This window comes from Sphingomonas sp. SKA58, assembly GCF_000153545.1.
GTDB classification, from domain to species: Bacteria; Pseudomonadota; Alphaproteobacteria; order Sphingomonadales; family Sphingomonadaceae; genus Sphingobium; species Sphingobium soli.
In genome coordinates this window covers 1,168,596-1,178,737 of record NZ_CH959306.1, presented here as the reverse complement: position 1 = coordinate 1,178,737, position 10,142 = coordinate 1,168,596, and the positions used below count along the sequence as shown (strand labels likewise).

The 10,142-nt window shown below is 64.5% G+C and carries 8 protein-coding genes; 4 read left to right on the top strand and 4 right to left on the bottom strand.

The window, feature by feature from the left end:
* Nucleotides 1-48 precede the first annotated feature (48 nt).
* Complete coding sequence (locus tag SKA58_RS06260; RefSeq protein WP_009821541.1) at nt 49-888, bottom strand: outer membrane protein; 840 nt, start codon at nt 886-888, stop codon at nt 49-51.
* A gap of 156 nt (nt 889-1,044) precedes the next feature.
* Between SKA58_RS06260 and parE the strand changes: the two genes are divergently transcribed.
* Both parE and SKA58_RS06250 read left to right on the top strand, forming a co-directional pair.
* On the top strand, nt 1,045-3,021 hold the full coding sequence (gene parE, locus SKA58_RS06255) for a DNA topoisomerase IV subunit B (protein ID WP_009821540.1): 1,977 nt from the start codon (nt 1,045-1,047) through the stop codon (nt 3,019-3,021).
* Between the two features lie 73 nt (nt 3,022-3,094).
* The gene (locus SKA58_RS06250; RefSeq protein WP_009821539.1) at nt 3,095-4,390 is read left to right on the top strand and encodes a serine hydrolase; all 1,296 of its coding nucleotides are present in this window, start codon (nt 3,095-3,097) and stop codon (nt 4,388-4,390) included.
* A gap of 4 nt (nt 4,391-4,394) precedes the next feature.
* Here SKA58_RS06250 and SKA58_RS06245 read toward each other — a convergent pair whose 3' ends face one another.
* Complete coding sequence (locus SKA58_RS06245; RefSeq protein WP_009821538.1) at nt 4,395-5,288, bottom strand: LysR family transcriptional regulator; 894 nt, start codon at nt 5,286-5,288, stop codon at nt 4,395-4,397.
* Nucleotides 5,289-5,388: 100 nt separating this feature from the next.
* On the opposite strand from SKA58_RS06245, the gene SKA58_RS06240 reads away from it, so the two are divergent.
* Complete coding sequence (locus SKA58_RS06240; RefSeq protein WP_037542667.1) at nt 5,389-6,168, top strand: SDR family NAD(P)-dependent oxidoreductase; 780 nt, start codon at nt 5,389-5,391, stop codon at nt 6,166-6,168.
* 78 nt (nt 6,169-6,246) lie between these two features.
* Nucleotides 6,247-6,960, top strand: coding sequence for a 2OG-Fe dioxygenase family protein (locus SKA58_RS06235; protein WP_009821536.1), 714 nt, complete (start codon nt 6,247-6,249; stop codon nt 6,958-6,960).
* A gap of 7 nt (nt 6,961-6,967) precedes the next feature.
* On the opposite strand, the gene gorA is transcribed toward SKA58_RS06235, so the two are convergent.
* Together gorA and pgi are read right to left on the bottom strand one after the other, a co-directional pair.
* Complete coding sequence (gorA, locus tag SKA58_RS06230) at nt 6,968-8,314, bottom strand: glutathione-disulfide reductase (RefSeq protein WP_009821535.1); 1,347 nt, start codon at nt 8,312-8,314, stop codon at nt 6,968-6,970.
* Nucleotides 8,315-8,476: 162 nt separating this feature from the next.
* Nucleotides 8,477-9,991 (bottom strand): glucose-6-phosphate isomerase, encoded by a 1,515-nt coding sequence (gene pgi / locus SKA58_RS06225; protein WP_009821534.1) that lies wholly within the window; start codon nt 9,989-9,991, stop codon nt 8,477-8,479.
* Nucleotides 9,992-10,142 lie beyond the last annotated feature (151 nt).

Sequence of the window (10,142 nt, the reverse complement as noted above, 5' to 3'; positions counted from 1 at the left end):
GCCGGTTCCGCCATAGAACCGGCCCCTTTTTTGTTGCTTGAGCTTGCCTCAGAAACGGAAGCTGGTCGTCACCATCACGCTCTGCGTATCAAACTTGTCGCCGCGGTTGATGCTGGTGCCACCCGATGGCGTGATCAGAAACGGGTTGGTCGCGGGCGCGCTGCCGGCACCCACATCGACGCGATAATCATCGACATTGTAGCGGGTCCACAGATAGCGCGCGCCGATCGAGAAATTGTCCGAAACCTTCGCTTCGACACCGCCACCCATGGTCCAGCCCCAGCCGTCCTCGCTGCGGTTGTTCTCGGTGAAGCTGTTGGCGCCGTTGCTGGTGGTGAAATTGTTCTTCACCTTCGCATAGGCCAGACCACCAGTGATATAGGGCATGATGCCGCTTGGCGTCGTATAGCCCAGGCGCGCGCGCAGATTGCCGTTCCAGTCGATCTTGCGGCGCATCGTGTAGAAGGCGGGAGTCGTGGAAAATTCCGTCACCTTGTCGTCGACATAGGCTTTGCCAGCTTCGGCAACCACACCGGCGACGAAGCTGCCGAACTGCATGTCATAACCGACATGGCCCATCCAGGCGATCGCATCCTTGTCGTCATTGCAACCCGATGCAGGCGTGGGGCCGCGCGCGGCGCCGCCGCAGGTGCCTGGCGAAAAGGCGTTGGCGCCGGTCGTCGTTGTCACAACGTCATTATAGTCGCCATCGGCGTCCGTATCGAACCGCAGATGTTCGCCGCCATCGCTCTTCTGCCAATTATAGCCAAACGATCCGCCAACATAGGGACCGGTCCAATCCACCGCTCCGCTGTCCTGCGCCATCGCGGGCACCGACAGGCCGAGCGCCATCACTGCGCCAACCGGCGCCAGCATCTTGATTTTCATGAAATTTATCTCCTCGCCTGGGACAAGTCCCCTGTTCCGCGGTGCAAACGGATCATGATCTCAATTAGTTTCACGGCTCATCGTAACATATTGTTGCTGCGTCGCACCATGCCGTGCCGCTTGCACGCGCCGCCTGCCTGCCTATAGCTTGCTGTCATGTCCGATGACCTGTTTGCCGCCAGCCCCGTCCCGTCCACCGATTATGACGCCTCGACGATCGAGGTTCTGGAAGGGCTGGAGCCGGTCCGCCGCCGGCCGGGCATGTATATTGGCGGCACGGACGAACGCGCGCTGCACCATCTTGCCAGCGAAGTGCTCGACAACAGCATGGACGAAGCGGTCGCCGGCCACGCCACCCGCATCGAAGTGACGCTGGAACCGGGCAACCGGCTCACCATCACCGACAATGGCCGGGGCATCCCGGTAGACCCCCACCCCAAATTCCCGAACCAGTCGGCGCTGGAGGTCATCCTCACCACCCTCCATTCGGGCGGCAAGTTCGAGGGCAAGGCCTATGCCACCTCCGGCGGCCTGCACGGCGTCGGCATCTCGGTCGTCAATGCCCTGTCCACATCCACCGTGGTGGAGGTCGCCCGCAACAAGGAACTGTTCCGCCAGAGCTTCTCCCAGGGATTACCGCAAGGGCCGCTCGAAAAGGTCGGCGGCGCGCCCAACCGGCGCGGCACATCGGTCGCCTTCACCCCCGACACAGCGATCTTCGGCGAACAGAAATTTAAGCCCGCCCGCCTCTACCGCCTCGCCCGGTCCAAGGCCTATCTCTTCGCCGGGGTCGAAATCCGCTGGAAATGCGCGCCCGAACTCATCAGCGACGATACGCCGCCCGAAGCCGTCTTCCAGTTCCCCGGCGGCCTCGCCGATCATCTTAAGGAACAGGTCGGCGACCGCGAATGCGCCACCAGCGTCTTCTTTTCAGGCAATCAGGATTTTCCCGGCGACGCCGGCCGGGTCGAATGGGCCGTCGCCTGGCCGCTCTGGTCGGACGGCAGCTACAGCTGGTATTGCAACACCATCCCCACGCCCGATGGCGGCACCCATGAAGCGGGCCTGCGCGCCGCGCTGGTCAAGGGTATCCGCGCCTTTGGCGATCTGGTCGGCCAGAAAAAGGCGAAGGACATCACCGCCGACGACATCATGACGTCATCGGAAATCATGCTCTCGGTCTTCATCCGCGACCCCCAGTTTCAAAGCCAGACCAAAGACCGCCTCACCAGCCCGGACGCCGCGCGCCTGGTTGAAAACGCCGTGCGCGATCATTTCGACCATTATCTGACCGACCATATGGACAGGGGCAAGGCGCTGCTGGCCTATGTGCTCGACCGCATGGACGAGCGCCTGCGCCGCAAGCAGGAAAAGGAGGTCAAGCGCAAGACCGCGACCAACAGCCGCAAGCTGCGTCTGCCCGGCAAGCTCACCGATTGTTCGAACGACGACCCGGAAGGCGCTGAAATCTTTCTGGTCGAAGGCGACAGCGCCGGTGGTTCGGCGAAACAGGCGCGCGACCGCAAGACGCAGGCGATCCTGCCCCTGCGCGGCAAGATCCTGAACGTTGCGTCGGCCAACACCGCCAAGATTTTCGCCAATCAGGAAATCGGCGACATGATCCTGGCGCTGGGCTGCGGCATTCGCAAGGACTGCAATCCCGACAATCTGCGCTACGAACGCGTCGTCATCATGACCGACGCGGATGTCGACGGCGCGCATATCGCGACGTTGCTGATGACCTTCTTCTTCCAGGAAATGCCTGAACTGGTGCGGCGCGGCCATCTCTACCTTGCCCAGCCGCCGCTCTACCGCCTGACCGCGGGCGGCAAGAGCCTCTATGCCAAGGACGACGCGCATCGCGAGCAATTGCTCGCCAAGGAATTCAAAGGCAAGAAGGTCGATGTCAGCCGCTTCAAGGGACTGGGCGAAATGAACCCGATGCAGCTGCGCGAAACCACCATGGACCCCAAGACGCGCAGCCTCATCCGCATCACCCTGCCCGACGATGTCGAGGACAGGCAGCAGGTGCGCGATCTGGTCGACCGGCTGATGGGCACCAACCCTGCCCACCGCTTCGCCTTCATCCAGGAAAATGCAGCGGCAGTGGACGAAGAAGCCATCGACGCATGACAGCACCAGCCGGCCGTTTCGAGCGCAATCGAGAAACGGGGAACAGGGCTATTCCCGCCATGTGTGCACGTCCATGACCCTGCGCGCCTGGCCCATCCTCCTCGCTTTCGCCACGATGTTCCTGGCGACGCCGGCCTCCGCCGCCCCCTCCCCCGCCTTTCAGACGCGCGCGCAACAACTGCTCCGCATCCTCGCGGCCCCCGGCAACGAAACCGATTTCTTCGCCCCGCTCTTCCTTGACGCCGTGCCGGTGGATCGGTGGCGCGCCACTGCTGCCGATTTGCGCGCCCAGCATGGCAAGCCGGTCGCGCTGGGCGCGGTCCGCACCGAAAGCGCGACCACCGGCCAGGTCGAAATCCGCTACGAGCGCGCGACGGTCGGCTTCACCCTGGTCGTCGCGCCCCAACCGCCCGCCCGCGTCATCGGCCTGCACATCGTCGGCGCCCGCACGAGGGACGACAGCCTCGACAAGGTCATGACCGACCTCGCCGCGCTGCCCGGTCAGAGCGCCATCGCCATCGCCCGGCTGACCAACGCAGGCCCGCAGTTGGTCCGCGCCCGCAACGCCATGGTGCAGATGGCGACCGGCTCCAGCTTCAAACTCTATATCCTCGCCGAACTCGCGCGCGCCACCGCAGCTGGGGAACGCCGCTGGAGCGACGTCATCCCGCTCGGCCCCAAGAGCTTCTCCGGCCGTCTGATGCGCTGGCCTGACGCCGCACCGATGACGCTGCACAGCCTCGCCACCGCGATGATCGCCGAAAGCGACAACAGTGCCGCCGACACGTTGCTCCTGGCGCTTGGCCGCGACAGGGTGGACGCCATGGTCACAGCCAGCGGCCATGCCGATCCGGCCCGCACTTTGCCGCTGCTCACCACCGCCGAAGCCTTCGCGCTCAAAATGCCCGCTGCCGCCGACCTGCGCGCCCGCTATGCCGCCGCCACGCCCGACGCCCGCCGCGTGCTGCTGCGCGACGCTGCCGCTCGCCTGACCGCCGCCAGCGTCGATATCGGCAGCGTCGCGGAAAGCCCGGTGGCGATCGACAGCATCGAATGGTTCGCTTCGCCCACGGACAGCATCGCCCTGCTCGACCGGCTGCGGCGCACCGGTGGGGACGCGCTGCCGATCCTGGCGGTCAATCCCGGCATCGCGCCCGCCGACGCCGCACGCTGGCGTTATCTCGGCTATAAGGGCGGCAGCGAACCGGGCGTCATCGCCATGCACTTCCTCGCCCAGGCACGGGATGGCGACTGGTATGCGCTGAGCGCCAGCTGGAACAATCCGGCCGCACGGGTCGATGAACCCCGCTTCGTCGCGCTGATGACCCGCGCGCTTAACCTTCTGGCGCAGCACGCCCCTGCGCGTTGATCGATCAGCCGGGCAACTCTATTCCCTCTAGAAAGTCGAGAAATGCCCGCACCCGCGCCGCCGTCCGGTCTTCCGCGGCATAAAGGGCGTGAATATCCTCGCCATCGCCGGCAGCATAGTCCGCCAATATCTCGACCAGCCGCCCGTCTTTGAGGTCACGAGCGACGTGAAAATAGCCATGCCGCGCTATGCCGCATCCCGCCACCGCCATCTGCCGCACCACCTCGCCCGAATTGCCGAAATACGCGCCTTCGACAGGTAGCTGCACGATCTTTCGCCCGACGCGGAAGGGCCAGCTATCGACGGACCGGCGGAAGCTGAAGCGCAAGCAATCATGTCCCGCCAGATCATTGGGCGTCGCGGGCGTCCCCCGCCGCGCCAGATAGTCCGGACTGGCCACCAACGCCATACGGCTATGCCCCAGCTTCTTCGCACGCAACCGCGTATCGCGCAGCGGCCCGATGCGGATGGCGATATCCGCCCGCTCCTCGACCAGATCGACGATCGCATCCGACAGCGTCAAATCGATGCGGACGGCCGGATAGCGCGCACGGAAATCAGGCAGCATCGGGATCAGCCACTCAACCCCGAAGGACGGCGAGGCATTGATCCGCAACACGCCGCGCGGCGCGCCCCGTTCCTCGCCCAGCCCCGTCTCCAGTTCCATCATGTCGGTCAGCAGCACCATCATCCGGTCACGATAGGCCATGCCCTCGCGCGTCAGCGCCAGCGCCCGCGTCGTGCGCCGCACCAGCGTCACGCCCAGCCTCTGTTCCAGCCGCGCGATCGACCGGCTGACCGCCGATGGCGTCAGCCGCAACGCCTTGGCGGCATTGGCAAAGCTGCCTTCGGTCGCGACCATCAGGAATGTCTCGATATCGCCCAGTCGGTTATCCATGATTTCAATTCACTTCTGAAGTGATGACATGCGCTCTAATCATTAATCGCGCATGGCCTTACTTCTGTCCAGTTCGTTGTCAGGTTCAAAGGAAATCATCATGGATTTGAAGCTCTTGGGCAAAAGCGCCATCGTCACCGGTTCGACTGCCGGCATCGGTCTCGCCATCGCCAAAAGATTGGCCGACGAAGGGGTGGCCGTCACCATCACCGGCCGTAGCCAGGCTAAGCTGGACGCCGCCGCCGCGCAGGTCGGCGGCACCGTCAACCCCGTCCTTGCCGATCCCGCGACGGCTGATGGCGCCGCCGCCCTGATCGCCGCCGTTCCCTCCACCGATATCCTCGTCAACAATCTCGGCATCTATGAGGCAAAGGATTTTGCCGACATCAGCGACGCGGACTGGCATCACCTCTTCGAAGTCAATGTGGTCAGCGGCGCACGTCTCTCGCGCCACTATTTCCCGCAGATGCTCGCCGCCAATTGGGGCCGCATCCTCTTCATCGCTTCGGAAAGCGGGTTGCTCCCCCCCGCCGAAATGATCCACTATGGCATGACCAAGTCGGCGCAGCTCGCCATCTCGCGCGGCCTTGCCGAACATACGCGCGGCACCGGCGTCACCGTCAACAGCGTGCTGCCCGGCCCCACCCGATCGGAAGGCATCGTCGACTTCATCCGCTCGGTCGTCGATGACAAGGACGCGCCGGAGGCCGATCGCGAAGCGGAGTTCTTCACCCGCATGCGCCCGCTCTCGCTCATCAAGCGGCTGATCGAAGCGGACGAGGTCGCCGCCATGGTGGCCTATCTCGCCAGCCCGCTGGCCGCCGCCACCAATGGCGCGGCGCTTCGCGTCGAAGGTGGCATGATCCCGACCATTGCCTGACGCCCGCAAGCCGCTGACAATCCTGCTGGCGGCAAATGGCCCTGTCGCTCGTTCCCCCTTTTCGCCTAAAGGACAAGAATGAGCGACACGGACAGCCTTTCCCGCATCGACGCCGCGCTGGGCCTGGACGGCTATGCGCGCCTTCCCGCTGCCGCCATGCGTGACCGGCTCGCCATTGCAGACCGCGACTGGGCGGATTTCGCCGCCAGCTGGAACGACCTTGGCCCGGATCGCTTCATGGCCGATGGCGGCCGCTATCGCCGCCGCCGCCACGCCACCTTTGCGCTGCGGGCTGGGGTCTTCACGCGCCGACCGCACCAGCCCCATTGGCAAAGCCGCGACTATAACCCTCTGAATGGCGACGTGCAGCGATGGTTCGATCCTGTCGCCCCGGCCACCATCGCCAATCCTGTCGCCCAGACGATCCTCGCCTTTTGCGCCGATAGCTTCGATCCAGCCGGATCAGGCAACTGGCATGTCGAACTGCACCAGTTCCGGATCGAAGCCAGCATGAGCGAACAGGGTCGCCCCACGCCCGAAGGCATGCATCGCGACGGCGTCGACCGGGTGATGGTGATGCTGATCGAACGGCGCAACCTGCGCGAAGGCGTCACCCGGATCGGCGCCCCGGACGGCACGCCGCTCGGCGAATTCACCCTGACAGATCCCGGCGACACGATGCTGATCGACGATCACCGCATCCTGCACGGCGTCACCGCAATCCACCCGGTCGATCCCGACCAGCCCGCCTGGCGCGACGCGCTGGTCGTAACCTTCGCGTCCGCCGGCTGACGAAACGCTATTTCAGCAGCACCAGCTCTTCCGCCATGCTGGGGTGCAGCGCGACGGTGTCATCGAAATCCTGCTTGGTGAGCCCCGCCTTCACCGCGACCGCTGCCGCCTGCAAAATCTCCGGCGCGTCCGGGCCGATCATGTGCAGCCCCACCACCCGGTCGGTCGTCGCGTCCACGATCATCTTGTAGAGCGCCCGCTCGTCGCGGTTCGCCAGCACATTCTTCATGGGCCGGAAATCCGACGTGTAGATTTTGACCGTGCCCAGCGTGTTGCGCGCTTCCGCCTCGGTCATGCCCACGCCCGCGAGCGGGGGATGGCTGAACACCGCTGAGGGCACGCAGCCATAATCGACCTTGCGCTTGTTACCGCCGAACACCGTATCGGCAAAGGCATGGCCTTCGCGGATCGCGACCGGCGTCAGCTGCAACCGGTCGGTTACGTCGCCCACCGCATAGATGCTCTCGCAGCTCGTCTGGCTATAGTCGTCGACCTTGATCGCGCCCTTCTCGTCCAGCTCAACGCCCGCCGTCTCCAGCCCCAGCTCTTCGGTATGGGGCCGCCGCCCGGTCGCGAACAACACCAGGTCGGCCGCAACCGGATCGCCGCTTTCGAACCGCACGCACAGCGTCCCGTCCTCATTCTTCTCGATCTTCTCCATCTTCGCATTGAAGCGGAAATTGATCCCCTTCATCGTCGAAATCTGGAGCAGCCTGTCGCGCACCGTTTCGTCATAGCCGCGCAGCAAGGTGTTGCCGCGATTGACCATCGTCACATGACTGCCGAACTGGTGGAAGATGCCGGCAAACTCATTGGCGATATAGCCGCCACCCACGATGACGATGCGGCCGGGGCATTCGTCCAGATGGAACACCTCGTTGCTGGTGATACCATGCTCTGCGCCCTCGACCTCCGGGATGATCGGCCAGGCACCGGTCGCGACCAATATGACCTTCGCCGTCACCTCCCGCCCGCTCGCCAGCTTGACACTGTGCGGCCCGGTGATCGTGGCCCGCTCGCCGATCAGCTCGACCTTGTGGTTGTCGAGCGTATTCTTGTAGAGTCCCTCCAGCCGGTCGACATCCGCCAGCACATTGTCGCGCAACGTCGTCCATTCAAAACCGCAATCGGGCACGTTCCAGCCAAAGCGCCGCGCGTCCTTCAGATCCTCGGCAAAATGCGCGCCATAGATCAGCAGCTTCTTGGGCACGCAGCCGCGGATGACGCAGGTGCCCCCGACCCGGAACTCCTCGGCCACCGCGACCCGTGCGCCATGCGCCGCCGCCACCCGCGACGCCCGCACCCCGCCCGATCCCGCGCCAATGACGAAAAGGTCGAAATCATAGTCGCTCATGCCGGTCTCCGCTGATGATGCGCGCGATATGGCGGCTGGCGCGGCGAGTTACAAATGGCAATCGCCGCAAACCATTCCGTTCGGTTCGAGTAGCCTTCGAGCGAAGTCGAGAAGACGTATCGAGAACAGGTTCTCGACAGGCTCGAACCGAACGGGTTTAGGTTACTCTCCCAAAGCCAGATCGATCAGCGCCATGGTCGACGGATCAAATCCGCTCGGCCCATCGGCTTCGATCGACTTGGCGATCTCCTTGCCCAGTTCCACGCCGAACTGGTCGAACGGGTTGATCCCCATCAGCACGGCATTGGCGAAGGTGCGATGCTCGTAGAAGGCGATCAGCGCGCCCAGCGCCTCTGGCGTCACATCCTCCATCAGGATCGTGGTCGACGGCCGCCCGCCGGGATAGGCGCGCGCCGGATCGTCCGGATTCTCCTTGCCCCGCATCAGCGCCGCGCCCTGCGCAAAGCAGTTGACCAGCAGCGCCCGGTGATGCGCCGGGTCCAGCGTATGGCCCTGTTCGATCGAGGCGATGAACTCGACCGGTGCGATGATGGTCCCCTGGTGCAGCAACTGGAACACCGCATGCTGTGCATCGGTGCCCACTCCGCCCCAGGTGATCGGCGCGGTCGGGCCGTCGACCGGCGTGCCATCGCGCTTCACGCTCTTGCCGTTGCTCTCCATCTCCAGCTGCTGAAGATAGGATGGCAGCAGCTTCAGCCGCTCGTCATAGGCGAACAGCGCGCGGGTCTGGCATCCCATCACCCGCGCATAATATTGGTCGGCGAAGGCCGCGATCAGCGGCGCATTCTGGCGCGGGTCGGATAGGCGGAAATGCCGGTCCATCGCCGCCGCGCCCTCCAGCAGGCTCTCGAACGCGTCCCAGCCCAGTGACAGGGCGGCCGGAAAGCCGATCGAGGACCAGAGCGAATAGCGCCCGCCCACGCTTTCGGAAAAAGGCAGGATGCGCGTTTCGTCGACGCCCCATTCGATTGCCTTGTCGGGCGAGGCCGTCAGCGCGATGACCCGGCCATAGGGGTCCTCTACGCCGGCCTCGACCATCCAGTTGATCGCGCTTGCGGCGTTCAGCATCGTCTCGGTCGTGGTGAAGGTTTTCGACGCGACCGCGATCAGCGTATAGGCCGGGTCGAAACTGTCCATTGCCCGCTCCAGCGCGGTGCCATCGACATTGGACACGATCGCCACGTCATAGCGGATGCCATCGCCGTCCAGCGCGTCGATGATGAGGTCGGGACCAAGCGCCGACCCGCCAATGCCAATATGCAGGATATGACGGATCTCGCCCAACGCACCCGCCTCGATCGCATCGATCAGCGCGCGCATCCGCGCGTGCAGCGCCTTGGCTCGTGCAACGCTGTCGGCATTGCCCTCGCCGCGCTCGGCAGGATGCTCGGCAGCGCGACCTTCGGTATTGTTGACCGCCTCGCCAGCGAAGAGCGCATCGCGCTGCGCGGCAAAGCCCTGTTCCTGCGCCAGGGTCAGGAACGCGTCGATCAGGTCGCCGGTCAGGTGCGTCTTGGACCAGTCGAACCGCAAAGGCCCCTGGCTGAGCACCAGCGACGACAACCGGTCGGGCTCAGCGGTAAAGATCGTCTTGAGGTCGGGTTGGGGCAGCGCGGCAATGGCCGCCAAGGGACCGTGCAGTGCAGGGCTGGTCATGCTGGGAATCCTTTTTGTGACGTTGGTCGATATCGACGCTGCACCGGTCGATTCTGTGTCTTTCTAGACCGGGCTTGCGTGCAATGCACCATCGGGCGTGCTTGACGCGGCCTTTACGACGCCTCAAAAGCCGCGACGGTCCTTTTTACGG